The sequence below is a fragment of the Pseudomonas sp. PICF141 genome, assembly GCF_002286815.1.
Taxonomy (GTDB): Bacteria; Pseudomonadota; Gammaproteobacteria; order Pseudomonadales; family Pseudomonadaceae; genus Aquipseudomonas.
Genome location: NZ_MUNM01000054.1, coordinates 115,613 through 136,772, shown reverse-complemented (window position 1 = coordinate 136,772; position 21,160 = coordinate 115,613). Strand labels below are relative to the sequence as shown.

The following is a 21,160-nucleotide window of genomic DNA, read 5'->3' as shown; positions in this document are numbered from 1 at the left end:
GGTGCGCTCCTACAGGCTGGCAACCAGCGTTTGCTGGTCGTCGTTAAAGTCGATCAAGGCGATTTGCAGCGCCACGGGGGTGATGGTCACGAAGTCATAGCGCCGGCAGGTGCGGCCGTATTGCTGGATCAACACGCGCAGCAACTCCGGGTTCAGCGACAGTTGGGCATTGCTGAATTTGAGCAGGATCACGTCCCAATCCCGGTCGGGCTGGCGTTCCTCGATCTCGACGTAACCCACGCCCAGGCGCTCGAAAATGCGTTTCATGCCGGCGGTGCTGCCGGCGTCCACGGAGTTGATGAAGGCGTATTTCACCCGCAGCCGGAACAAGGCCTCGGGCTCGCCTTTGAAGCGCGTGACGTCGCGCTGCCAGGCCCACAGTTCGAGAATCGTCAGATGGCAGGTGTCTGGATCGATTTGCAGGTACGGCCAACGCAGCCAGCCGGTGACGGTTTCCCACCAGGCTTGCGCGGCGGCAGTCAGCTTCGACAGTTCGGTCCCTTCCAGCCAGAACGGCAATTTGAGCTTGATCACTTCATCAGCACCGTCAGTTGGTCGATCCGGGGAATGGTCAGCGCGCTGACGATGTCCACCATCGGGGTGATCCTCAGCGACTCGATGCCGGGAAACTGGCCGTGCAGTTCCTCAGTCAATCGGCTGAAGCTGAAGCGCGACTGCGGGTAAGTGAGCGTCGGTTGATAGTCCCGGGGCGTGCTTTCACGGAATGCGGCTCGCACGAACAACTCGATTTCATGCTGCAGATCGATCACCTGGGCGGGCGTCAGGTTGGCCCGTGGCCAGACGTTGAACAGCAGGACCACCGGCACTTCGGGCATGACCATGGCCAGCAGATCATCGCCGTGGCCATGGTTGCCCTGGTCGCGGATGTGCGCGTTGATTTGCTCCAGGTAACTGTCCGCCGGCACACCGGCATCAAACAGCACATAGGCGTTCGCGCTGCCCGGCCCCCTTGGCGCGCCATGTTCGAAATACACGCCATCGGGCCGCACGCCCGGGAAGGCGGAAATCATGGCGCGATACACCGCGTCGGTGTGCCACTGGTTGACCGCCGAGAACTGGTTGCGCACACGCAGGCGCAACTGGTCGTTGGGCTCCGGATCCGCGCCAGGCGATTCCAGCCAGCCGTCCCGGTTGGCCACCTGGACAATGCCCGGTACCGGAACTGGCAGGATCGCGTAATACCCCGGGGCCAGGTTGTAGCCGCTGCCGGCCTCGGTTGCCTCCACCGGCACTTCCAGCTGCAGTTGGCCCTGCTGAAAGGTCGCGGCGGCCGTCGTGGTCAGCTGGTAGACGTTGCCGTTGATCGCGGCGGACTGCACCGCGATGCCTTTTTCCAGCTCCATCACGCCGTCCGGCGTCGCCCGGGTAAACAGCAACGTGCCCCGGGCTTTGGTGGCGCCCTTACGCTCGACGTTGACCGCCCAAGCCAGCATGTCCAGCCAGGCGTCCACCGCCGTTTTCACAAAGAAGTTCGGCAGCACGGTCAGGCACAGGAAATCCAGTAGCCACAGCACCGGTTTGGTAACCAGGGCCGTCATCACCCGCCAGAACGGCGAATAGCTGCTGGTGTTGGCCACCTTGGCGCCTTGGGCTTCGACCTCCTTTTCCCAGGCAACCTTCAAACCGGCCTCGGTGGTCGGGATGCCAGCGTCGGCGATCACCTGTTTAAAATCGACCTCACTCACAGGCTTACCTCGATCAATCCGAATTTCAGGGTTTTGGCGGTGACCAGGTACTGACCTGGTTCCAATTGCGTGATGCGCGCAGTCCCAGGCACCAGGCGCTCGTCAGCCTCCACCAGAAGCTCCATCTGCTGGATGCAGTCGCGTTGCCGCAGCCGATCGCGCTCGGCCACCAACGTGACCAGCAGCCCGCTGTCGCGGATCATGTGCGCGATGTCCTGGGCAATGCAGGCGCGGTCATCGATCAGCCGCGGCTGATGCGAAGGGTCAAGCGCCAGGTCGTTATCGACGATCAACAGGTCTACGTACTCGCTCATCCGCCCACCGCCATAGCGACCATGTTTTCCATCTCCAGCGGCGTCATGGTTTTGCCGGTGTGAATGTTCACGTTTTCCACATGGGTGCCCTTGCTCTGGCTGCTGCTGTTGTTCTGGATGCTGGTCAGCAGGCCGCCGGGCGGCACCGCTGTCGGTCGGGTTGGGGAAAGGCTGGGGATGACCGCGTTGATGGTCTGCTGGGCTTTCTGCGCGGCGTTGGCGGTGTCGGAAGCGTTGGTGGCCACGTCGATGCCGGGCACCTCGGGCATGCCGCCGAAGCGTGCCTCGATGTTCACGCCGGGGATGCTGTTGATCATCTCGATCAGGCCATTGATGGCTTTGGTGAAGACGCCGACGATGCTGTCCCAAGCGGCCTTGGCCATGCCCGACCAACCGCCCATGGAATTAAACCAGTCGGCCAGATTCTGGAATTTCTCGGCGACGAATTGGTACGCGGCCGTGTTCATCAGGGCCGAAGTCCATTCGTCCCAGTAGTAGACGGCGGCGGCCACGATCGCGATCAGGACGGCAATGCCCATCACGATCAAGCCGATAGGGTTGGCCGTTAGGGCGACGTTGACCAGCCAGATCGCGCTCTGCCACAGCAGCATCGCGCCGCGAATAAGTGCCAGGCCGGCGCTCAACGTATAGATCACGGCGACGTAAGCCAGGATCGCCAACTTCTGCAGAATGAAGACCGCAACGGTACGCAGGCTCAGCAACTGGACGACTTTCCAGACCGTCAGCAGCCCCAGCCAGGTCATCCTCGCGATACCCACCACCATGGTCAGCGCCGACATGGCCGCCACAATGCCCATGATGGTCAGCGCAGTGATGCCGATCACGCGGGTGATGTTGGGGAACAGCTGCGACCAGCGCACCAGGGTCTTGCCGATGTCCACCATCTTGTTCATGAACGGCGATAGCACCGGGATCAGCACCTGGCCGAACACGGTACGCATCACCTCGACCAGGGACGCCCACTGCTGCCACGGATCGACCATCGCCCGGGCCATTTGCTCGGCGTTCTCCAGTCCGCGCACTTTGCCCAATTGCTCGATGCCGTTGCGCAGCCGCCCGGTGTCCTTGGCCAGCGCGCCGATCACCTGGGCGCCTTCGCCGCCGAAAGCCTCCATCAGCTTGGCCCCAGCCGAGGCGCTGGTCAGGTCGCCGAATTTGCCCTGCAGCTTGTCCAGGATGGACATGATCGGCAGGATCTTGCCCTGCTGGTCGGTGAACTTTATGCCGAGCTTTTCCGAGGCGGCGCCGATGTTTTCGAAGAACGCCTTGTAGCGTCCGCCGGCATCGCCCCCTTCCATGGTGCTGCTGAGGGTGCCGATCACCGCCATCTGTTCGGCCAGGTCCACACCCGCCGTCGTCGCGATCGCGCCGGCCTCCTTGAAGGCGTCTTTCATGGCCGCGCCGCTGGTGCGGAACAGCTGCACCGCAAGGGCGGTCTGCCCGCCGAGTTTTTCCACCCACTCGCCCTTCCCCATCGCATCGGCTTGGGACTTCTGCAGGTTGTAGAGCGTGCCGACGTATTCACCCATGGTTTCGGCGTCGGTTTTGGTGGCCTTGGCCAACAGGTTGCTGGTGTTGGTAAAGGTCGCCAGCTGGTTACCGGCCAGCCCTTTGATAGCACCCTCGATCAGGTAAGCCGATGCCACAAAGTCCTTGGCGTTCTCGCCATAGTTCACGGCGAACTCCAGCGACCTGCTGTTGAGTGCGGCTAATGCATCCTCGGCCACGCCCAGCGATCGGACGTCGCCTAGGGCGCGGTTAACCTCCAGTGCCGGTTCCATGGATTCGCGGATCCCGACCACACCAGCCGTCAGCCCGCCCAAGCCCATGCCGATCGTCTTGATGTGCTTTTCGCTCTGATCGGCAAGCTCGGAAAAGCCCATCTTCACCTTGCCCAGGGGCGCGGTGACCTTGTCTTGCAAGCTCAGAATGAAAGCCAGGCTGGCGCTACGGTCTGCCAATGTCGTTACCCGTTCAGCGCAAGGGCGATGCCGTTAGCCACGGCAAACTCCATGCGTCTCCAGTGTTCGTCCTCCAGCCACTTGGCCGTCCCCATCGCCTCGGGCGTGGGCTCGGCTCCCGGTAGCCAGCGGTTCGTCAGGGCCATGAGCTGGCCCAGGCCGTTTTCGGTCAGGCGCTCAGCGTGCTCGAGCGCTTTTTTACGATCACCTCAACGTTCGGCGCGTACTCCTCCAGCAGCGCGCCGGCGAGCTGCATCACCATCACCGGGTTGCCCAGCAACGGTTTCAAGGTGGCTTTGTCTTCCTGCTTGACGGTGGTCATCAACAGGTTGTTGCCCGGGGCGACCTTGTTGGATTGGGTCAGGGCGTTGAAGTATTTGGTCACGTCAGCGGGGGTCAGGTTGAAGGTGAATTCCTGCTCGCCGATTTCCAGGGTGATTTCGGTGTTTTGTTGGCTCATGAGGTAGCGCTCTTGTTGAGGTTGGGAAAAGGGTTGTCCTGGTGCGCCAGTTATCGCTGGCACACCCTGACGATGTGTTGCTGCAGGCCGAGAACCATTTGCCGGCTTAGGGCGAGTTGGTCACGGAGGGTGAAATAATCCGATCGAGCGTCTGCTGTGAGTTCGGCGGCTCCTGCATCAGCCAGGCGGCCGGCGCCGGAATCGGCGGGCACTGCTGGACAGGTGGCTTCAACGCGCAGCCGCTGACTGCCATCGTCAACAGCGCGGCGCAGGCCTTGGTTTTCAGTGCGTACATGATTCAGTTCCGTGGTGTTTTGCTGGTCGATTGCGTCCCGTTCAGCGAGCATTTCGCCGCTGACGCGGGCCGCTTCACGCAGGCCGTTCACTTCGAATTGCGCGCTGTCGCGCTCGCGCCGCGCCGTGTCGCGTTGTTCTTCGAGAGTGTCGAAACCGATCCAGACGACCAGGCACAGCACTACAAGAAACAGGCCTTCGCGCAGCATTACAGCCCCTCCGCACACAGCCGGAATTCGGCCAGTCGGCGGTTGTGCAGGCCTTGAACAAACTGCTTGCGGCCCCGGGCATCGGTGACGAAAGCCCACACCGGCGTCTTGCCATCCGGCGCCCAGGCCAAGGCCTTGCAGCCTTCGGCGATGCGGCCTGCATTGATCAGCCCCACCGCTCGACTGGCGCAGGTACTGGGCACGCCGACGTTGTGCCCGTGGCTGGTCAGGGCGTCGAAAGTGTTCTGGCCCACGTTCGGGTTGGTGATGCAGTCGGCGAGCTGCAGCTGACTTTTGCCAATCACCAGCTGCTCCACCTCGGCGCATCGAGCGTCCGACCAGTAGTCACCGATCACCACCGGAAACGGGCTGGTGTGTCGGGTGATGCCTTTGCATACGGTGGGCAGCCTACGGGCCAGGTTGTCCGCGTAAACGGTGTTCTGTCCCTGCCCTTCCCAGGTGCCCAGGAACGTCAGCAGCGAAGCACTGGCCAGCGCGATCGCACCGGCTTGAATCCGGCCGCGCAGGCTCATGGGAACCACACCCGCAGGAGTGCTGGCACGGCCATCTGCAGCACAGCCCCCACCAGGGTCAGGATGGTCAGTAAGCGGCCCACCTTAGCGCCGATGTCATTTACCGCCACGGTCAGCGTCTGCTGGCCAGCGTTGAGTTCCGACAGCTGACCCGCCATGTGTTCGAAACCCTGCTCCAACTTGGTGACGCGCGTTGGTACGGTTTCGTGCCGGCTTTCCAGCTCACTCAATCGGTGTTCGAAAACGGCAAATTTCTGTTCCAGCGATCCGAGGCGTACGGCTTCAGTCGTCATCAACGATTACTCTTTTCGTGGACCGTCTGGCACGGGACGCACCGGGTCATGCCGCCCAGCGCCTGGCGCGCTGGCGGGATCTCTTTGTCGCAATCCTGGCAGTGGGTCAGGCTTGGCCCGACCGGCCTTGGCTGCTGCAGCTGGGCCTTGATCGCCTGGTCACGCTGGCGTTGCTCCAGTTCCTGGGCGCGGTCGAACCAATCCACCATCAGCGCAGCCCCTCGATCTCGGCAGCGTCGAGGTACGGCACGCCATTGATATGGATAAAGTCCGGACTGGTGACGTCGAACGGCACCTTGTGTTTGCTCTTCTCGCCACCCTTCGGATCGATCGCCAGCAGGCTGGACACCTTCACCTTGCAGCCGAACGCTTCCACACGCAGTTCCTCGTCCTCGCCGGCCTTGGCGAAGAACACCGCGTCAAAGGGTTTCAAGGCGCGGAAGCTGCCGGCCGATCGCGCCGCGTCGATCAGCAGGTTGAAGTTGGTGGTGTCCAGCTCGAATTCGCCGGCCGCCGCCACGTCGCCATCCACGAAGCCATCCGGCACGCCACGGGTCTGGGCCACCGCCGAGTTGTCGGTGATGTCCAGGGTGCAGTTCTCGACGTGCAGCGACAGGTCGCCCAGGCTCACGTCGAAGTTCTTGCCGCCAATTTTTGCCATGGGGCGTTACTCCGTTTTGTCGGTGGAAAGATCCAGGGCGATGTTCGCCGTCAGGTCTTTCGGGCAGTTGAGGGGTTTGAGCTTGATGTAGGCCGCGACCTTGGTTTTGCTCAGCCAGCTCAGTACCAGGTCACCGTCTTTCGGCGGCTCGATATCGCCGGGGAACACCTCGCCGTTGAAGGTGGTGGACTTGGCCATCGCCCGCAGGGGCGCCATCAGTTGGTTGGTGTTGACCGCCATGCTGTTGGGGGTACTGTTCAAGCGGCGATCGGCCACGCGGCGGATCAGCAGCGGACGAATCAGACGCGCTGCCTTGTCGGTGATGCGCAGGTATTCAACGACCTGGAAATCACTCGCCGGGGTGTCGAGCATGTTGCCGTCGCCCCAGTACACGCCCTGGTAATCCGGGTAGGTCTGCGACACGGAGAAGCGCGCCCGGTCCAGCTCACTGCGCACCGCCGACGGCAGCGGGATTTTGTCGGCATCGACCGGCACCGGACCAAGACCCAGCACGGCACCGGTGGCCACGCGCATTGGGCTGTCGGCAATGCTTACCGTCGCGTTCGCCAAGCGACCGGCCAACACGCCCAGGTCATTGCCGTGCAACTGCGGCACGACCAGGACACGCGGCGCCGCCAGATCGGCCACCAGCGCCTTCTGCTCAGTGACGTATTGCGCCCAGGTCTGTTGCGCGGTGATGCCCACAGCGGCCGCCATCACAAACACGCGGCGACCGTAGGTGTTGTTCAGGGCAATCGCTGCGTCGTGCATGGTCGACAGCTCGGCGGCGGTGGTCACCGGCTTGGTGATCACCACGGCCTCCACCGAGAAACCTTGCTGCTGGGCTTTTTCCAGGGCCTCGGACCAGTTGGCCTCGGCGCCGATCGGCGCAGCCACGCACGCCCAGCGCTGGCCGCCGTTGAGACGGGCAGCGGTGATTTGAGTTTTCAGGTCGCTGGCCAGCACGCCCAGGGTGGCGTCCAGGTCGCTGTCGGTGTTCAGCGGGATGAACTGGCCGACGTTCTTGCCGGCCGGGCCGATGAAAAGGAAGTAGCGTTCAATCTCTGTTACGGCACCCTGGCCCAGATTGAGATTGTCGACGGTGACTTGACCGAGTGCCATGCAGTGCCTCGTTAGGGGGGTGAATGTAGGATTTGTTGCAACACCTGGTTAACCAGCAAGCTGGTGTCGCGGTCGGTGTTGACGCCGATGAACTGGCGTTTCGGGAGCGTGATTTTCCAGCTCTGCGCGCCAGTGGATTCGCTTCGCTCGTCGTCCAGGATGCGGATCAACAGCCCCGCCTTGGCGTAGTTCACATGTTCTTGAATCCACGCCACTGACGGCCGGGTCAGCGTCTTTTTGCCCGCCTGGCGCACACGAAAGCCCAACCGGCGCAGGCGCTTGGCCTGCTTGTCGGTGGCGGCCAGGCCAGGTGGGGTTTTGTTCCAGCGGCGCATCTGCGCAGCGGTACGGCGCTCGCTGACGCCATGGTGCTGCTGCGCGGCGACCCAGCGCGTCAGCGCGTTTTTCCAGCCCAGTTCGGCTTCGTCGGCACTGACATGGGTCACCACCATCAGCTTGGCCAAGCCGGCTTCCATCTTCTTTTTGCCCTTGGCCGAACCCTTACGGGCCTCGAAAGGCGAGCCGTCCAGGTTCTGCTGATCGCGCACGCGCTTACGGCTCATGGTCCGCACACGCTTGGTCACGTTGTTCAGCAGGCGCCGACGCAGCTGGGGCGGCAGGCTGAGCAGAGCCAGTTGCTCGCGCACGCCCAGGTAACCGCGTGCATCGAGTTCGAAGGTGCTACGCCCCGCCATGGGTGGCCACCTCGCCGCGCTCGGCGATCCACAGGTCAAACGGCACAAACGCCCAGGTCTTACCAAAGGCCTGGATCTCGCCGGTAGGGTCTTCGGCCAGGAATTGCGGTTCGACGAATTCCAGCGTGATTTCCACGTCGAACAGGTCATTGTCCAGCGGCTCGACGGCGAACTGCGCCGCCGGCAATTCGTGCCGATCGCGCTCTGGATCGTAGGTTTCCAGCCAGCTGCCGATCAGGGCCATCAGCCGTGCCGGATGGTCGGCGAAGCGCTCCAGGACGATCGCGGCGCGATAGCGCATGTCGCCCAGGTGCATGCCGTCCACGTCGGGTTTCCAAACCAGGTTGAGCGTCACTTGCTCGGTCCAGCTGTCGAGCTGTTCAGGCTCGACCAGGCGGCGTTCCAGCAGGTAGGCGGTCAGTGTCTGCAGCTTGGTCATAGCAGCACCGCCGTGATGCGGCCACGGCCCTGCAGGGCGCGCACGGCCTGCTGACTGAAAGCCAGAAACGCGTCTTCCCGCTCCGGCGCTTCCTTACCGGTGTTCTCCGCACTTTCGCGACGGGTCACGGTTGGGAACTGCTGCAGCGCGCTGGCCTTGGCGCGGCAGTACACGGCGCGCTTGTAGAGCTTCGCCTGTAGCGCACGCTCAGGCAGCAGCGTGGAATCCGCGGACTCGACGTTAATGATGCCGACGGCTTGCCAGCGGGCTTTGAGCTTGGCCAGGTCCGCGTTGACCTCGGCCATCGCGATGCTCAGTGCGTCGGTCAGCAGCTCGCCCAGGAACTCCGCCGGCAGGCGGTAACCCTTCTGGAACTCGGACACCGAGAGGTTTGGCCAGAAGCCGTCGTTCTCGATCGCCTGTTCCACAAAGGTGGTGGGTTTGCCTGAAAAGCTCATTGCTGGCCGCTCAAATTAGGGCGGGGAGACTGTTTTTCGTGGGCCTGGCCATGAATGGCAGACACACGTCCACAGTTCCCCGCTGGGGGGGTAGTCGATTATTCGGCGCCGGTGGTGGCGGTCATTTGTTTGGCCAGTGCCTTGCGGCACTTCTGAATGCGGGTCTCGTTGCCGGCCTTCGAGTACAACTCAGTGGAGCGCTCAAGATGTTTGAGCGCGGTTTCCCACTGTTCGGCTTCCATGGCGCGCATGCCGATCAACTTGTGGTACTTGGATGGGATCTGTTCGGTCAGCTCCCATTCATCATCGACACGCGGCAGCAGGTCGGACAGGTACGGCTCCGGACTGCGCTGGGCGTTGTACTCGGCGTAAGCCCACTCGATCACCGCATCCGCGACGAAGGTCTGCACATCGCGGCGCTTGAAGCGCTCCGGCATTTCCTGGCCCTGCGCGATCGCAAAGTCCGCCAGCTCCAGCCCGTCTTCGAACTGCTCGGTGTCGAACAGCCAGACCATCACCTGCACCAGGACGCGGTTCGGCATCACCAGACCCGATTCCATGTAACGCTGGATGAAGTCCTGGTACTTGGGCAGCAGTTCCTCACGTTTGAGCGACTGCTTGCTGGCCAAGTTCTTAAGCGCGCTCAGGCGCTCCAGATCCTGATCCAGGGATGCTTCCATCAGCAGCAGGTGTTTGCGGGCATTGGCCGGGCTGCTCAGCGCTTCCGCCGGGGAGTACGCCAGCGGTGCCGCAGCAGCAGCGGCTAAGGCGGCGCCTCCCAAGGCCTGGATGCGGCGCTTGTGCGCAAGGGCCAGGCTCACTTCACCAGCTCCACGTTCTCGGTCATCGCGAACTTCTCCAGCTGCTCGATCACGTAGCCCTCATTACGGCTGTTGTAATCCTCAACGCGGGAGCGCTTGGAGTTCTCCACGGTTTGCTTGCGCCAGCTCGAATCCTGGAAGTAGATCGACAGGTTGTCCCAGCTGGTGACCACCACGGCGTTGACCGGGAAGAACGGCACGCTGAAGCTCGGCAGACCGCCGTAGGTGGCGATCACCTGGGCTTCTTCAATGCGCTCTTTTTCGGTCGGCACGTCGCCTTGCTTGGCGTACAGCTTCGCCTTGTCGGCCGCCAGCAAATCAGTACCGATAATGGCGATCAGGTCGCCGCCATCACGCAGACGTTCGTCCACCATCTGCTTGGTGTCATGCACCAGGGCATCGAGGTTGACGTAGTCGCCATCCACGCCCAGGACTACCTTGCCGGCGGTTTTGCCTTCCTTCAGCACCTGGGCCGGGATTTGCTCACGCGCCTGCTGCAGCCAGCCCTTGTTCACGTCCTGCAACATCGGGAAAGCGTCGATATCGGTTTGCACGGCAGCGTGCGTACCATGGAAACCGACCATGATGCGGTCCAGGGCGATCTGCTTTTGCACCGCAGCGGAATAGCGCTGATGGAAGTCCGGGAACTTGGCCCAGGCGTCGATTTTCGCGTACGGCAGGCCCACGTCGGATTCGGTCGAGGACAGTTCATAGGTGCTGTCATCGAGCGCCGAAGCGTCTTTGGCTTCGCGGTCGGTGGTCTTGGTGTTGGTGCGGCCAGTGACTGGGCCAGAAACACCGATAAACACCTTTTGACCTTTGATCTCAGTCACCGGAATGACGTTGATGCGCTGCAGGAAATCCGACTTGGCGGTAATCGCGTCGTTCAGTTCCTGGGCGATCGTCGGATCTACACTGAACTGCTTGCTGGCCAACTCAACGCCATAGGTTTCGGCGATGTCGAGCTGCAGCTGTGCATACATTTTCGCGCCGTAGGCGCTCAGATTGGCCATGTCAGAGCACCCGCGCTTTGGCTTTGTCAGCGGCGCCAGTGGTGCGCGGCAGTTGACGGCCAGTGGTGGTGTTCTGCAGTGCGGTGAACTGCTTTTGCAGGTTCGACAGTGCCGCCAATACAGCCTTATTGGAGCCGCCGCCCTTGCGTGCGAACTCGCGCTCTTCTTCTGCAGTGGCGACAATTTCGTCCACTGCCGCGCTCACGTCATCGATCGGGGCTTGATCGGGTTCTGGTGCTTCTTCGGCTGCAGGCTCGATCACGGCCTGAATGCCGGCAGCGACGACCAGCAGCTGCGCCAGCAGGGCTTTCAAAGCCGTTGCGGTAGCTTCATCCATTGGGGGTTTGCTCTCGGTTGGGGTTTGCGGGGTAGTTTCGGTTTGGCTGTTTTCAGCGCTGAAACGCTTGAACAGGCCAGTCAGCAGCGCGGTGAGCTTGCCCAGCTCGCCCTTGGGTTCGTTTTCGTGGAAGGTGCCCAGCTCGACAGATGCGGCGTAGTAAGCGTCCCGGCTGGTCCGGCTGGAAAAATAGAGTTCCTGAGTACCCACGCTGGCGGGCTCGTCAGTGACCGCGATCCCGGTCATGTACGCTTTGCCACGGCCACGGAAATTCGGGCGAATCTCAATGCTGGTGAAGACCTTTTCGCCGGCGTCATTCAGGCGCAGCAACTTGTCGTTAGGCTTCAGCTGCGCTTCAAGGGCGACTTGGCCAGGCTCCAGATCCTCGGCGTCCTCAATGAGGCGTACCGCGAATACAGTCCCGAAAGAACCGAACCAACGCTCGTGTTCGCACCAGATAACGGCGGTGTACAACGCTGGGTTGTACGTCTCCGCGATATCGCGCAGTTCCTGGGGAAGGATCTCGCGGCCATCGACGGTCGGGCCGCTGGTGGCAACACGTTTCCAGTAGGAGACAAGGGAACGGGGCATGAGTGATAACTGCGCTCAATCGTTGAATGAGCCGCCACGATAGGGAGCCGTTTGCCCCCAAACAAACGGTTCACATACGCCCTTCTCCTATATCCGCGATATAGGCGGATCACGGAAGTTAACCCCGCGTTTCCAGCGTTTTCGCCGCATAGACTGCGGCCCATGAACTACCCAACCGAAGTCAAAGAAGCCGCAAAACGCCTCTACCTGCGCCGTTGTTCGGTGAAGGAAATCCAGGCGCATTTGAAGCTGCCCAACATCCGAATCGTCTATTACTGGATCCGCCAAGGGTGCTGGGACGAGATGCTGACGGACGAGGAACCGCTGACCGCCATCAGCCGGCGAATCACCCTGATCCTGGAGAAAGTCGACACGCTGTCCAAGGGCGAACTCGACGAACTGGAGCGCCTGACTTCCCTGCGCGAACGCCTGATTAAGCAGTCGGCCAAGCCCGCGCCGGCAGCGTCGTCCGACAGTCCGGACGCGCCCCGGGAGCGCCCCTCAGGCCAGCGCCGCGATCGGGGCGATGGTGGCGGCAAGAAGCGCGAAAAGAAGACCAAGAACGACATCAGCGGCCTGACCGAAGTGGACTTCCTGGATAAGTTCATCTCCAAGATGTACGGCTACCAGAAAGAGCTGTTCGAGGCGAAACAGAACCCGCTGACGCGCCGAGTCCGCAACATCCTCAAAAGCCGGCAGGTCGGTCTGACCTACTACTTCGCCGGCGAAGCGTTCATGGACGCCGTGCTGAGCGGTGACAACCAGGTGTTCCTGTCCGCCAGCCGATCGCAGTCCGAGATCTTCCGCAGCTACATCATCCAGTTTGCCCAACAGTGGTTCGGCATCGAGCTGACCGGCAACCCCATCACCCTCAGCAACGGCGCCGAACTGCGCTTTCTCAGCACCAACAGCAGCACCGCCCAGGGCTATCACGGCCATGTCTACGTGGACGAATATTTCTGGATCCGCGATTTCGAAAAATTGAGCACCGTGGCCAGCGCCATGGGCACGCACAAGAAATGGCGTAAAACCTATTTCTCGACGCCCAGCGCGGTGTCGCACCAGGCGTACCCATTCTGGTCGGGCGAAGAGTTCCGCAACAGCAAGCGCGGCAAGAAGGCCGGCGGCGTCTGGCCCAGCGAATCGGCCTACACACAGGGCGCGCTGTGTCCGGACGGCCAGTGGCGCAAGACCATCACCCTGGACGATGCAATCGCCGGCGGCTGCGATCTGTTCGACCTCGAGCAGCTGCAGCTGGAGTACGACGAGGACAAGTTCCAGCAGTTGTTCTACTGCAAGTTCATCGACAGCACCCAAAGCGCGTTCAGCCTCAAGGATCTAGAGCGCTGCTACTCGGATCTGTCGTTGTGGGAGGACTACAACCCGGACCTGGATCGCCCGTTCGGCAACAGCCCGGTCTGGCTGGGCTACGACCCGAGCCGCACCCGCGACGACGCCACCTGCGTGGTCATCGCGCCGCCGCTCGAACCTGGGGCGAAGTTCCGGATCTTGGAGAAGCACAGCTGGCGTGGCCACTCGTTCACCTACCAGGCCGCCCAGGTCAAGAAGCTGACCGAGCGCTTCAACGTCCAGCATATCGGCATCGACGTCACCGGCGTGGGCTACGGCGTGTTCGACCTGGTGCGCGACTTCTACGCCAAGGCGACGCCGATTCACTACAGCCTTGAAGCGAAAAACGCCCTGGTACTCAAGGCCCAGGACACGATCCAAGGCAGCCGCATCGAGTGGGATGCCGGCTGGACCGACATCGCCCAGGCCTTCCTGACCATTAAGCGCGGATCCACCAACAGCGGCCAGATCACCTACAGCGCTTCGCGCACTGAGGCCACCGGTCACGCCGACATCGCCTGGGCGGTGATGCACGCCCTGTCCAACGAACCTTTGAACACCAACAAGCGGCGCCGCAGCCGCTACGTCACGAGTAACCACAGCAGCCATGGCCAACCGCAAACGCAAAAAACCTCACGTAGCCCAACAACCGCAGCAACCCATGCGCAGCTTTACGTTCGGGGAGCCCGAGCAGGTGCTATCAGGCAACATCGGCGAGTACGTGGGGGTGTTTCCCAGCGACGACGGCAAGATCTACAAGCCGCCGGTGTCGCGGGTTGGCCTGGCCAAGCTATTGCGCGCTAACGCGCACCACGGCGCCATTCCGAAGTTCAAGCGCAACCTGTTGCTGCGTGAGTTCATCGCCTCCCTCGGCTGCAGCACGCAGACCATGGGACGAGCCGGCCTGGACTACATGGTGTTCGGCGAGGCGTATCTGCTTCGCCATAGAAATGCTTTTGGCCAGGTGCTGGAGCTGCAGCACCTGCCGGCGATCAACATGCGGGTAAAGGTGGGTGGCGGGTTTGTGATGCTGCTGCCCGACAACAAGGAAATGGAGTTTGAAGAGGATGAGATCGAACACGTCCTGGACTACGACGTGGAACAGAATATCTACGGCGTACCGGACTACCTGGGCGGCCTGCAGGCGCTGCTACTCAACGAAGCCGCAACCCTGTTCCGCCGCCGGTACTACAGCAACGGGGCGCACGCCGGTTACATCTTCTACACCAACGACCCCGACCTGACGGAAGAGGACGAGGACGAGCTGCGCGCACAGATCAGTGCCAGCAAGGGCGTGGGCAACTTCCGCTCAATGTTCGTCAACATTCCCAACGGCAAGGAAAACGCGATCCAGATCATCCCCGTGGGCGATTTTCAGGCCAAGGACGAACTGGAGAAAGTGAAAAACATCACGCGCAACGACGTCATCGCAGCCTGGCGAATGAACCCGGCGTTGGCCGGCATCATCCCGGAAAATACCGGCGGCTTCGGCGACATCGAGAAGATCGATAGGGTGTACACCAGCAACGAAATCCGGCCGATCTGCCAGCTGTTCAACCAGCTGAATGACACGCTCAGAGAGGACAGGCGATTTAGCTGGCGTGCAGAGCAGGAGGCAGTGGATACCACTACATGAAGAACCCCGCAGAGAGAATGCCACTACATATTGTGGCAATATGGTGGCGATCAGCTGCCCCTGGGGAGGGACACAATGAGAGTTGTATGCAAATGCGGACACAAAGGCCGCATCGCTTCGCGGGAAGAAGTGACCATGGATTTTGTGAAGCTGTACTGCCAGTGCCTGGACGCAAAGTGCGGGCACACCTGGGTGGCAAACCTGACGTTCTCGCACACGTTGAGCCCGTCGGCACAGTCATTCGAAAGGATGCTGTTCGACCGCCTGCGAGACATGCCCAGGGCGAAACAGCGGGAGCTGTTCGAACAGTTGGGATCGCAGGCCGTGGCGTAGAGTCAGACCGCCGACACGGGAGCATCGGCGATCGGAATCATTCAAAAAATGGAGGTCAGTTCCTTACCGGCCCTTTTGGGTTGATTACCAGTATCTCGGCCACTCGGCGGATTTGTTGCTGCTCCACATGACTTAGCCGGCGGTACAGATCGATCAGACGACGCTCAATGTTGGTGAGCTCGGTTGTGTCGAACTCAGTGGTATCAAACGAGGTTTGATCGTTCTTCTTGCGATCCAACATGCTTACTACTCCATAACGTGCATTGCTGAATCGACGTTATCGGGGCGGCAAACAACTTTGAAACGGGGGCACGACTAATGAGTCATGTGCTTTGTTGCAAGTTAAGACCTATGGCGGGCGGCATCGTCGGCCATGGCCTCAAGGATGCGGCGAATCGCTTTTTGATCGTCCTGTGGAATGCTTCGAAACTGCTTTATCAAGCAGTCTTCGATTTCCGAAAGCGCCTCATTGGGCAATGTTTTTCGGGATCCGTGAACGATATACGCCACATCAAAATTAAGCAGCGAATTCGCGAGACTCAGATAGGACGCCGGCGCATCGCTGGCACCGGATTCGTAGTTACCTTGGGTGCGTTTGGACACGCCAAGTTTTTCGGCCAACTGATCTTGAGTCAGACCGGCAACGGCACGAAGTTCCCGCAGCCTAGCGCCAATCTCTTCGGATAGAGTCAATATTTTTCCACTCGCATATTTACATTGGCAATTTTTTGCCACATCCTGCGCTCGTCATCACACGAAAACGCAGAGATTTGCACTATGCCGAACACAAGCATCACCGAGCAAGCCCGCAAAAAGGCCCGTGAAGCGTTGGAGAAGCGCGGACAGTCCGCAAAGGATTTTGCTGTTTTAAACAACCTGAGTCCCAGCACCGTATACGCGGTGCTGAGTGGCCAAAGCCATTGTCGCCGTGGGGAGGCACACCGTGCTGCCGTATTACTCGGAATTAAAGACGGTGTGATTGAACAGTAACGGCAGGGGCCAACAGGGAAAAGTAGAAGATGAAAAGCCCGATCCTAAAAACTCGCAAAGAAGTCATGAGCGAGATCATCCGTAGCTACACAGGCGGACGCGAAGCCGCTGCGGAACGCTTGGGAATGAAGCTCAAGAAGTTCGACAACCACGCATACGAAAGCGCTGGCTGCAGCCCGTTGAGCGACGCCCAGGTCCACATGCTCGAGCAGGACTGTGGCACCCACCACTTCCCGAACTACGTAGCGTCCCTGTACGGCGGTCTGTTCGTTCCAGTGGCCGACCCTGAGACTCTGGACAACGTGGAGATGTACGCCCGGTCGGTGCAGGTAGCAGCGAAACGCGGTTGTGTTGATCAGGCCATAGCCAAGGCTCTTGAAGACGGCTCGATCAGCAAAGAAGAAGCCGAACTGATCCTCAACGCTCACAACCTCCACATGGCAGCGCGGCACGCGGAAGTGCTGGCAGCCATCGATCTATACCGCTCGAAATCGGTGAACGGTCAATGAACAATCTGCCTGCAGTACAGGAATATCAGGACATGCTCAAAGCCGCGGCGTTGGTGTTCCTTGAGCGGCATCAGTGCGAACACCTTGGCGATGATCAGCAGTTGCTCAAACGCGCAGTTCAACACCTGGTGGCGGACTTCGACGTACTGACCGCAACCGCCGAAAGGATGGTTCATCTGGCCTACAGCGATCTATCTGCAGCCAATGATCGGCAGCGCTTAGATGTTCTGACCAGCACACCCAGGCACACCGTCATTACTGACACCGCCACCGGTGAGGTTTGGGCTGTCCCTGTCAGCCTGATCTATGAACGCATCCTCAACGCACCGGATAACGGGCGTTTTCGCGTAACCACTTCGTAACACCTAACCAATAAATCCCCGATCCCCACGCACGTGGGTTTGGGTGAGCTGCGCCCGAAATTGAGGTTTGACGATGGAAAACGCCATGAACATCAACGCAAAACTGACGCCGGACCAGGCCGAAGCGCTCCTGGTCAACCTACGCGAGCAGTACCGTCTCAACCTCAATGAACTCTGGTACGCAGACCAGTACCGCCTGATTCCGGACGGCCTGCGCCACGGATCAATCCTCGCCAACTGCCCCGTGATGGCCGCTCAGAAACACCTGATTGGCGCCCTCACCCTCTGCCTCAAAACAGCGAAGTAACCCATGAAAGAACAATTGCGCAGCGACGTGATCGAGCGCCTGAAAACCGACTACGGGCTCAAGCATCGGGCAAACACCGACTACATGCGCGGCGGCACTTGCCCTAAATGCCGCCAGAAAACTCTGTACACGCGGTATTCGGCTCCGTGGCTGGTGATTTGTGGCAGGCCTGAAAAGTGTGCCCACACCCTGCACGTGAAAGAGCTGTATGACGAGCTGTTTGAGGACTGGAGCAAGCGTGCACCGGCAACCGATCAAAACCCCAACGCGACCGCCCGCGCCTATCTGGAATTTGCCCGAGGCTTCCGCATCGAGCTGATCCAGGGCTGGTTCACTCAGGAAAGCTTCTACTCCGTCGAACACAACGCAGGCAGTGCCACCGTTCGCTTCGCCCTGGAGAAAGGTGGCTGGTGGGAACGACTGATCGATCGGCCGCACCGTTTCGGAAAGATGAAAGCGCGGTTCAAATCCAAGGACAGCTATCGCGGTGTCTGGTGGTGCCCGCCTTGCGTGGATCTGCTCGAAGCCAAAGAGATCTGGATTGTTGAGGGCATCTTTGACGCCATCGCCCTGGTGCATAACGACGTCGCGGCCGTATCGGCCATGTCCTCTAATGCGTTCCCCGAAGAATCGCTGCGGGCACTCGCTCGTAACCGAGAGGGGAAGCTACCCAAGCTGGTTTGGGCCCTCGATAACGAACCTGGTGCCCACGCCTATACCAAACGCTGGGCGAAGCAGGCGCGAGCCCTCGGGTTCGTCTGCGAGGCTGCACAGATCCCGCTTCGTGACGGCCGAAAGACCGACTGGAACGACCTGCATCAGCGTTGGGGCTTCATCGAAGACGAGAGTGAGCGAGCCGACCAGGTCGCAGCCGACCTCAAGCAAGCACGCCATCAGGGTGCGCTGCTGCTGGCCGAGAGCGCCGCAGAGAAGGCGCTGCTGATGTACGACTGGAACAAGCGCGGGGAATTCCACCTTGGCTTCGGCAACCGTCTGTACTGGTTCAAGTTGGACATGGAGAAATTCAACCGGGCGATGCAAGACATCGAGGACAGCGAGAACCACGACGATCAGCTGCTCAATCAATCACAGCAGCGCGAAAAAGCCCTGCAGCAGTCCGGCAGCGTCGTGGAAATCGCCAACTGCTACCCACAAGCCCTGTATTTCCAGCGCAACGAAGTCACGGACGAGTCTTGGTACTACGTGCGCGTCGACTTCCCCCACGACTCCGAGAGCGTGAAGAACACCTTCACCAGCGGCCAGCTTTCAGCTGCCAGCGAATTCAAAAAGCGACTGCTCGGTATGGCTGCTGGCGCCATGTACACCGGGAGCGGTCAACAACTGGACAAACTTATGAAGGATCAACTGTTCGGCATCAAAACCGTATCGACGATCGACTACGTGGGCTACAGCAAGGAATACGGCTGCTACGTCTACGGCGACATAGCTATCAGGGATGGCATCACCTACAAGGTCAACGGCGAGGATTATTTTGAGTTCGGGAAACTTCGCCTGAAGACGCTGCAGAAAGGCGTGCCCATCAAGCTGCAGCGCGATGGGAAAGACTTTGACGAAAAGTGGCTGCAGTTGCTGTGGACGTGCTTCGGCGCCCAGGGGCTGGTAGCGCTGGTGTTCTTCTTCGGTTCGCTGTTCTGTGAGCAGATCCGCGCCCGCTACCAATCGTTCCCTTTCCTGGAAGCCACTGGTGAGGCCGGTGCCGGTAAAACTACCCTGCTCAACCTATTGTGGAAGCTGCTCGGCCGGGAAGGCTATGAAGGCTTTGACCCGATGAAGTCCACGAAAGCCGGGCGCTCGCGACTGATGGGGCAAGTGTCGGGTATGCCCGTGGTGTTCTTGGAGGCCGACCGTCACGGCGACGATCGATCGCACGCCAAAACGTTTGAGTGGGACGAGCTGAAAGACTTTTACGGCGGCGGCACCTTGGCCACCAAAGGCGTGAAGACTGCCGGCAATGAAACTTATGAACCGCCATTTCGCGGGACAATCGCCATTAGCCAAAACGCCGCAGTAGTCGCCCATGAAGCGATTATGACGCGGATCGTGAAACTGCACTTCATCCGGCCGACGGTCACCCCGGAAAGCCGCGCAGCAGCGGACAAACTGAACTCCTTGGACGGGGGAACGCTCAGCCACTTCCTGATCAGAGCTGTCGGCAAAGAGTCGGCCGTCCTCGAGCTTTTCGCCCAGCGCATACCTGAACATGAAGCGAAGCTTCGCCGCCTGCACAGCCACTGTTTCGCTTGCGGCACCGAGTATCCCAACGAGCATGGCAACTGCAGCAGCTGCGGTTATGACCTGCGCGGATACATCCGAGTCGAGCGGATCAGCAAGAACCACGCTCAGCTCCTTTCCCTGCTCGATGCCTTGCGTTTGATCCTGAAGCTAGACGAGCCCCAAGTAGCAGCGACCCAACGTCAGATCGTCCGCATGGCGATCGAGCGCCAGGCCTCGATCAGCAATGACCACCCGGCTGTTGCAGAGTTTTGGGAGGTGTACGACTACCTCGAATCGCTTAGTGAAGACCCCATGGTCGACCACAGCAGCGACCCAAGCATCATCGCGATCAACCTCAACGAATTCAGCGAACGCGCCGCTGAACACAAACAGAAGTTGGCCGACGTGGCCACCTTGCGCGACCTGCTCAAAGAGTCGCGATCGCACAAATTCCTGGAAGCAAACAAAGCGGTACACAGCGCAGTAAGGGCTGCACTGAACAGCAAAACACCACTGGCGCCTGGTCGTCCCACGACGGTCAAGTGCTGGATTTTCAAAGCGTAAGGGAGGCTGCACCAATGCAAATCCAAGTCTTTATGGGCAATGCCGGCGACGGCAAAACGAGCAAGCTGCAGGAAATCCAGGATCGACTGGAATGGATGGGCAAAAGCCACCCGGTCATTCAGGCAGGTGCATATGGCGAGGATGGTTTGCTGCAGATTCTGGAAGTTCGTGCTGCAGCTGGCCAGCGCGAGATCTTGGTAGACGAGTGCAGTCCTCAGCAGATTTTGAGCGTGCTGGAGTGGCAAGCATGCACTGAGGAAGATCCTGATTACACCGACCTGGTTATCCACCTGGCTCGCCAGGACTGACGGACAAGAGAAGCGATGTCGAGGAGTTGGCCCTCCCCGACATCAACCACCACTGAGGGCAACACCATGCAAGCACAGCACCAAAGCAGCAGCGATTCGAAGGCTAACACATTGGCCAACATTGACGCCCAGTCCGCCCGGCATCTGATGGCCATTCGGATTGTCGGCACTGCGTTGTTCGATTACCAGGTGCGGAAAACCGACGATGCGCGGATCCGTCTTGAGTGCCTTACCGGCTTCGCCAAAGAGCTTGGCGACATTGATGCGGCCGAATTCGCCGTTGTAGCTCAGCTGTTGGCTGGCCATTCATCGACTAAGCACGAAACAACTGTTCGGACTTTCTCACTTGAAGGAGCAACACTATGAAAACGTTATTTGTCCTCATGGCCCAATACAACGGTCAGGTGGTCATTCCCTTGGAGCGAGTCTGTAAGGATTACTTCACTCATCTCACAACGGAGATGTTCCAGCGAAAGGTGGGGGCCGGGCAAATCAAGATTCCTATCACGCGCATGGAGCCAAGCCAAAAGAGCGCAAAGGGTATTCACATCACGGACCTGTCCGAATACCTGGATGCTCAGCGCGCCGCAGCCGTCAAAGAGAACAATCAGCTGAACAGCGCGCCACGCAGTAGCTAA

At 60.3% G+C, this 21,160-nt stretch carries 31 protein-coding genes; 10 read left to right on the top strand and 21 right to left on the bottom strand.

The features are described from left to right. Positions 1-9 precede the first annotated feature (9 nt). The 18 genes from BZL43_RS15150 to BZL43_RS15070 form a co-directional block, all read right to left on the bottom strand. Positions 10-534, bottom strand: a complete 525-nt coding sequence (locus tag BZL43_RS15150; RefSeq protein WP_095633061.1) for a phage tail protein — start codon at positions 532-534, stop codon at positions 10-12. Next, complete coding sequence (locus tag BZL43_RS15145) at positions 531-1,706, bottom strand: baseplate J/gp47 family protein (RefSeq protein WP_095633060.1); 1,176 nt, start codon at positions 1,704-1,706, stop codon at positions 531-533. The genes BZL43_RS15150 and BZL43_RS15145 overlap by 4 nt, the downstream gene beginning before the upstream one ends. After that, positions 1,703-2,020 carry a DUF2590 family protein gene (locus tag BZL43_RS15140; RefSeq protein ID WP_095633059.1) on the bottom strand — a complete coding sequence of 106 codons (318 nt, stop codon included), beginning with the start codon at positions 2,018-2,020 and terminating at the stop codon, positions 1,703-1,705. The genes BZL43_RS15145 and BZL43_RS15140 overlap by 4 nt, the downstream gene beginning before the upstream one ends. Continuing rightward, positions 2,017-4,002 carry a phage tail tape measure protein gene (locus BZL43_RS15135; protein WP_095633058.1) on the bottom strand — a complete coding sequence of 662 codons (1,986 nt, stop codon included), beginning with the start codon at positions 4,000-4,002 and terminating at the stop codon, positions 2,017-2,019. Before BZL43_RS15135 ends, BZL43_RS15140 begins: the two co-directional genes overlap by 4 nt. 5 nt (positions 4,003-4,007) lie before the next feature. Further along, a complete protein-coding gene (locus tag BZL43_RS28300) occupies positions 4,008-4,148 on the bottom strand; it encodes a hypothetical protein (RefSeq protein WP_039013052.1) in 141 nt (46 codons plus the stop codon). A gap of 23 nt (positions 4,149-4,171) precedes the next feature. Beyond that, complete coding sequence (locus BZL43_RS15130) at positions 4,172-4,462, bottom strand: putative phage tail assembly chaperone (protein ID WP_095633057.1); 291 nt, start codon at positions 4,460-4,462, stop codon at positions 4,172-4,174. A gap of 50 nt (positions 4,463-4,512) precedes the next feature. Continuing rightward, complete coding sequence (locus BZL43_RS15125) at positions 4,513-4,965, bottom strand: lysis system i-spanin subunit Rz (protein WP_095633056.1); 453 nt, start codon at positions 4,963-4,965, stop codon at positions 4,513-4,515. Then, positions 4,965-5,498, bottom strand: coding sequence for a lysozyme (locus BZL43_RS15120; protein WP_095633055.1), 534 nt, complete (start codon positions 5,496-5,498; stop codon positions 4,965-4,967). Before BZL43_RS15120 ends, BZL43_RS15125 begins: the two co-directional genes overlap by 1 nt. Then, complete coding sequence (locus BZL43_RS15115; protein WP_095633054.1) at positions 5,495-5,791, bottom strand: hypothetical protein; 297 nt, start codon at positions 5,789-5,791, stop codon at positions 5,495-5,497. Before BZL43_RS15115 ends, BZL43_RS15120 begins: the two co-directional genes overlap by 4 nt. Further along, positions 5,791-6,000 carry a TraR/DksA family transcriptional regulator gene (locus BZL43_RS15110; RefSeq protein WP_095633053.1) on the bottom strand — a complete coding sequence of 70 codons (210 nt, stop codon included), beginning with the start codon at positions 5,998-6,000 and terminating at the stop codon, positions 5,791-5,793. Before BZL43_RS15110 ends, BZL43_RS15115 begins: the two co-directional genes overlap by 1 nt. Next, on the bottom strand, positions 6,000-6,452 hold the full coding sequence (locus tag BZL43_RS15105; protein WP_095633052.1) for a phage protein: 453 nt from the start codon (positions 6,450-6,452) through the stop codon (positions 6,000-6,002). Before BZL43_RS15105 ends, BZL43_RS15110 begins: the two co-directional genes overlap by 1 nt. Before the next feature lie 6 nt (positions 6,453-6,458). Then, positions 6,459-7,574 carry a DUF2586 domain-containing protein gene (locus tag BZL43_RS15100; protein ID WP_095633051.1) on the bottom strand — a complete coding sequence of 372 codons (1,116 nt, stop codon included), beginning with the start codon at positions 7,572-7,574 and terminating at the stop codon, positions 6,459-6,461. Positions 7,575-7,585: 11 nt separating this feature from the next. Then, the gene (locus BZL43_RS15095; RefSeq protein WP_095633050.1) at positions 7,586-8,269 is read right to left on the bottom strand and encodes a phage virion morphogenesis protein; all 684 of its coding nucleotides are present in this window, start codon (positions 8,267-8,269) and stop codon (positions 7,586-7,588) included. Further along, on the bottom strand, positions 8,256-8,708 hold the full coding sequence (locus BZL43_RS15090; protein WP_095633049.1) for a phage tail protein: 453 nt from the start codon (positions 8,706-8,708) through the stop codon (positions 8,256-8,258). The genes BZL43_RS15095 and BZL43_RS15090 overlap by 14 nt, the downstream gene beginning before the upstream one ends. After that, positions 8,705-9,166, bottom strand: coding sequence for a head completion/stabilization protein (locus tag BZL43_RS15085; RefSeq protein ID WP_095633048.1), 462 nt, complete (start codon positions 9,164-9,166; stop codon positions 8,705-8,707). Before BZL43_RS15085 ends, BZL43_RS15090 begins: the two co-directional genes overlap by 4 nt. Positions 9,167-9,264: 98 nt before the next feature. Next, entirely contained in the window at positions 9,265-9,987 is a 723-nt protein-coding gene (gene gpM, locus BZL43_RS15080) for a phage terminase small subunit (protein ID WP_095633047.1), read from the bottom strand. Next, positions 9,984-11,000, bottom strand: coding sequence for a phage major capsid protein, P2 family (locus tag BZL43_RS15075; RefSeq protein WP_095633046.1), 1,017 nt, complete (start codon positions 10,998-11,000; stop codon positions 9,984-9,986). Before BZL43_RS15075 ends, gpM begins: the two co-directional genes overlap by 4 nt. A gap of 1 nt (position 11,001) precedes the next feature. Then, entirely contained in the window at positions 11,002-11,928 is a 927-nt protein-coding gene (locus BZL43_RS15070) for a GPO family capsid scaffolding protein (protein ID WP_095633045.1), read from the bottom strand. 162 nt (positions 11,929-12,090) lie between these two features. Here BZL43_RS15070 and BZL43_RS15065 point away from each other — a divergent pair, with 162 nt between their 5' ends. The 3 genes from BZL43_RS15065 (at position 12,091) to BZL43_RS15055 (ending at position 15,247) form a co-directional block, all read left to right on the top strand. Continuing rightward, positions 12,091-14,082, top strand: a complete 1,992-nt coding sequence (locus BZL43_RS15065) for a terminase large subunit domain-containing protein (RefSeq protein ID WP_095633044.1) — start codon at positions 12,091-12,093, stop codon at positions 14,080-14,082. After that, positions 13,973-14,914 (top strand): phage portal protein, encoded by a 942-nt coding sequence (locus BZL43_RS15060; protein WP_095633043.1) that lies wholly within the window; start codon positions 13,973-13,975, stop codon positions 14,912-14,914. The genes BZL43_RS15065 and BZL43_RS15060 overlap by 110 nt, the downstream gene beginning before the upstream one ends. A gap of 75 nt (positions 14,915-14,989) precedes the next feature. Beyond that, positions 14,990-15,247, top strand: coding sequence for an ogr/Delta-like zinc finger family protein (locus BZL43_RS15055; RefSeq protein WP_095633042.1), 258 nt, complete (start codon positions 14,990-14,992; stop codon positions 15,245-15,247). A 55-nt stretch (positions 15,248-15,302) separates the two neighbouring features. Here BZL43_RS15055 and BZL43_RS15050 read toward each other — a convergent pair whose 3' ends face one another. Together BZL43_RS15050 and BZL43_RS15045 are read right to left on the bottom strand one after the other, a co-directional pair. Beyond that, the gene (locus BZL43_RS15050; RefSeq protein WP_095633041.1) at positions 15,303-15,488 is read right to left on the bottom strand and encodes a hypothetical protein; all 186 of its coding nucleotides are present in this window, start codon (positions 15,486-15,488) and stop codon (positions 15,303-15,305) included. 101 nt (positions 15,489-15,589) lie between these two features. Next, positions 15,590-15,940, bottom strand: coding sequence for a helix-turn-helix domain-containing protein (locus BZL43_RS15045; protein ID WP_095633040.1), 351 nt, complete (start codon positions 15,938-15,940; stop codon positions 15,590-15,592). A gap of 84 nt (positions 15,941-16,024) precedes the next feature. Here BZL43_RS15045 and BZL43_RS15040 point away from each other — a divergent pair, with 84 nt between their 5' ends. The 6 genes from BZL43_RS15040 (at position 16,025) to BZL43_RS15015 (ending at position 20,522) form a co-directional block, all read left to right on the top strand. Next, entirely contained in the window at positions 16,025-16,237 is a 213-nt protein-coding gene (locus tag BZL43_RS15040; RefSeq protein WP_095633039.1) for a DNA-binding protein, read from the top strand. A 29-nt stretch (positions 16,238-16,266) separates the two neighbouring features. Beyond that, complete coding sequence (locus BZL43_RS15035) at positions 16,267-16,746, top strand: YmfL family putative regulatory protein (RefSeq protein WP_095633038.1); 480 nt, start codon at positions 16,267-16,269, stop codon at positions 16,744-16,746. Then, a complete protein-coding gene (locus BZL43_RS15030) occupies positions 16,743-17,108 on the top strand; it encodes a hypothetical protein (RefSeq protein ID WP_095633037.1) in 366 nt (121 codons plus the stop codon). Before BZL43_RS15035 ends, BZL43_RS15030 begins: the two co-directional genes overlap by 4 nt. 73 nt (positions 17,109-17,181) lie before the next feature. Further along, the gene (locus tag BZL43_RS15025; RefSeq protein WP_095633036.1) at positions 17,182-17,415 is read left to right on the top strand and encodes a hypothetical protein; all 234 of its coding nucleotides are present in this window, start codon (positions 17,182-17,184) and stop codon (positions 17,413-17,415) included. Between the two features lie 3 nt (positions 17,416-17,418). Next, positions 17,419-20,214 carry a toprim domain-containing protein gene (locus BZL43_RS15020; RefSeq protein WP_095633035.1) on the top strand — a complete coding sequence of 932 codons (2,796 nt, stop codon included), beginning with the start codon at positions 17,419-17,421 and terminating at the stop codon, positions 20,212-20,214. Between the two features lie 14 nt (positions 20,215-20,228). Further along, on the top strand, positions 20,229-20,522 hold the full coding sequence (locus BZL43_RS15015; RefSeq protein WP_095633034.1) for a hypothetical protein: 294 nt from the start codon (positions 20,229-20,231) through the stop codon (positions 20,520-20,522). A gap of 42 nt (positions 20,523-20,564) precedes the next feature. Here the strand turns inward: BZL43_RS15015 and BZL43_RS28295 are convergent, their stop codons facing one another. Then, a complete protein-coding gene (locus BZL43_RS28295) occupies positions 20,565-20,828 on the bottom strand; it encodes a hypothetical protein (protein WP_168185097.1) in 264 nt (87 codons plus the stop codon). A gap of 56 nt (positions 20,829-20,884) precedes the next feature. Here BZL43_RS28295 and BZL43_RS15005 point away from each other — a divergent pair, with 56 nt between their 5' ends. Further along, on the top strand, positions 20,885-21,160 hold the full coding sequence (locus BZL43_RS15005; protein WP_095633032.1) for a pyocin activator PrtN family protein: 276 nt from the start codon (positions 20,885-20,887) through the stop codon (positions 21,158-21,160).

Bases quoted from the DNA above. Each gene is read 5' to 3' on its own strand.
- BZL43_RS15140 (WP_095633059.1), bottom strand. From the start codon at position 2,020: ATGAGCGAGTACGTAGACCTGTTGATCGTCGATAACGACCTGGCGCTT.
- BZL43_RS28300 (WP_039013052.1), bottom strand. From the start codon at position 4,148: ATGGCCCTGACGAACCGCTGGCTACCGGGAGCCGAGCCCACGCCCGAG.
- BZL43_RS15130 (WP_095633057.1), bottom strand. From the start codon at position 4,462: ATGAGCCAACAAAACACCGAAATCACCCTGGAAATCGGCGAGCAGGAA.
- BZL43_RS15125 (WP_095633056.1), bottom strand. From the start codon at position 4,965: ATGCTGCGCGAAGGCCTGTTTCTTGTAGTGCTGTGCCTGGTCGTCTGG.
- BZL43_RS15120 (WP_095633055.1), bottom strand. From the start codon at position 5,498: ATGAGCCTGCGCGGCCGGATTCAAGCCGGTGCGATCGCGCTGGCCAGT.
- BZL43_RS15115 (WP_095633054.1), bottom strand. From the start codon at position 5,791: ATGACGACTGAAGCCGTACGCCTCGGATCGCTGGAACAGAAATTTGCC.
- BZL43_RS15110 (WP_095633053.1), bottom strand. From the start codon at position 6,000: ATGGTGGATTGGTTCGACCGCGCCCAGGAACTGGAGCAACGCCAGCGT.
- BZL43_RS15105 (WP_095633052.1), bottom strand. From the start codon at position 6,452: ATGGCAAAAATTGGCGGCAAGAACTTCGACGTGAGCCTGGGCGACCTG.
- BZL43_RS15100 (WP_095633051.1), bottom strand. From the start codon at position 7,574: ATGGCACTCGGTCAAGTCACCGTCGACAATCTCAATCTGGGCCAGGGT.
- BZL43_RS15095 (WP_095633050.1), bottom strand. From the start codon at position 8,269: ATGGCGGGGCGTAGCACCTTCGAACTCGATGCACGCGGTTACCTGGGC.
- BZL43_RS15090 (WP_095633049.1), bottom strand. From the start codon at position 8,708: ATGACCAAGCTGCAGACACTGACCGCCTACCTGCTGGAACGCCGCCTG.
- BZL43_RS15085 (WP_095633048.1), bottom strand. From the start codon at position 9,166: ATGAGCTTTTCAGGCAAACCCACCACCTTTGTGGAACAGGCGATCGAG.
- BZL43_RS15075 (WP_095633046.1), bottom strand. From the start codon at position 11,000: ATGGCCAATCTGAGCGCCTACGGCGCGAAAATGTATGCACAGCTGCAG.
- BZL43_RS15070 (WP_095633045.1), bottom strand. From the start codon at position 11,928: ATGCCCCGTTCCCTTGTCTCCTACTGGAAACGTGTTGCCACCAGCGGC.
- BZL43_RS15065 (WP_095633044.1), top strand. From the start codon at position 12,091: ATGAACTACCCAACCGAAGTCAAAGAAGCCGCAAAACGCCTCTACCTG.
- BZL43_RS15055 (WP_095633042.1), top strand. From the start codon at position 14,990: ATGAGAGTTGTATGCAAATGCGGACACAAAGGCCGCATCGCTTCGCGG.
- BZL43_RS15050 (WP_095633041.1), bottom strand. From the start codon at position 15,488: ATGTTGGATCGCAAGAAGAACGATCAAACCTCGTTTGATACCACTGAG.
- BZL43_RS15040 (WP_095633039.1), top strand. From the start codon at position 16,025: ATGCCGAACACAAGCATCACCGAGCAAGCCCGCAAAAAGGCCCGTGAA.
- BZL43_RS15035 (WP_095633038.1), top strand. From the start codon at position 16,267: ATGAAAAGCCCGATCCTAAAAACTCGCAAAGAAGTCATGAGCGAGATC.
- BZL43_RS15030 (WP_095633037.1), top strand. From the start codon at position 16,743: ATGAACAATCTGCCTGCAGTACAGGAATATCAGGACATGCTCAAAGCC.
- BZL43_RS15025 (WP_095633036.1), top strand. From the start codon at position 17,182: ATGGAAAACGCCATGAACATCAACGCAAAACTGACGCCGGACCAGGCC.
- BZL43_RS15020 (WP_095633035.1), top strand. From the start codon at position 17,419: ATGAAAGAACAATTGCGCAGCGACGTGATCGAGCGCCTGAAAACCGAC.
- BZL43_RS15015 (WP_095633034.1), top strand. From the start codon at position 20,229: ATGCAAATCCAAGTCTTTATGGGCAATGCCGGCGACGGCAAAACGAGC.
- BZL43_RS28295 (WP_168185097.1), bottom strand. From the start codon at position 20,828: ATGGCCAGCCAACAGCTGAGCTACAACGGCGAATTCGGCCGCATCAAT.
- BZL43_RS15005 (WP_095633032.1), top strand. From the start codon at position 20,885: ATGAAAACGTTATTTGTCCTCATGGCCCAATACAACGGTCAGGTGGTC.